1 protein-coding gene is annotated in these 564 nt (G+C 35.1%); it reads right to left on the reverse strand.

What is annotated here, in order from left to right; all coding sequences use genetic code 11:
• Nucleotides 1–49: 49 nt before the first annotated feature.
• Nucleotides 50–564 (reverse strand): YkyA family protein (locus tag ACWHAR_RS30465; RefSeq protein ID WP_452088858.1); only part of this gene is annotated, 515 nt, incomplete at its 5' end.

The following is a 564-nucleotide window of genomic DNA, read 5'->3' on the forward strand; positions in this document are numbered from 1 at the left end:
TTTGAACGAAATCCGAATCGCATTTCATTCAAAAAAAGAGCTGATCGAGTCAGCTCTTTTTCACACGATAGCCTGCAGCATCATATAAATCTTCCCGGGCTTTATTATATTTTTCGGTTTGTTCATTAAATTCTCCGCTATATTTAAGGATCTTTTCATAAGAAGCATTGACTTTATCGATCTGCTGATCCAGATCATCTCTTGTCAAATCTTTGTCTTTCAGCTGCATATACAGTTTTTTATTAAGCTCAAGCGCTTTTTTATACTCTTTATACATAGTGCCATATGATGTATATCTTTTCTCCATATGGTTTGCTGCGGCATCGGCCTTTTCTTTTATGTCTTTTTCCTTAATATGTTCCGCTGACGTTTTTGCTTCCTCAAATTCTGTTTCCGATTTTTTCATGCTGTCATTTTCAAGCTTTAGGTGTTCTTCGCGCTTGCTGACATTTTCAAGCGCCTTATTAGATAAAGCAACAATTTTTTTATAATCATCCATATTGAGCTTCATAACACTATCGTAAAGCTGATTTTCTTTGGCCTCTAATTCTTTGAGTGTGTTTT

This window comes from Bacillus sp. LR--39 (genome assembly GCF_053613335.1).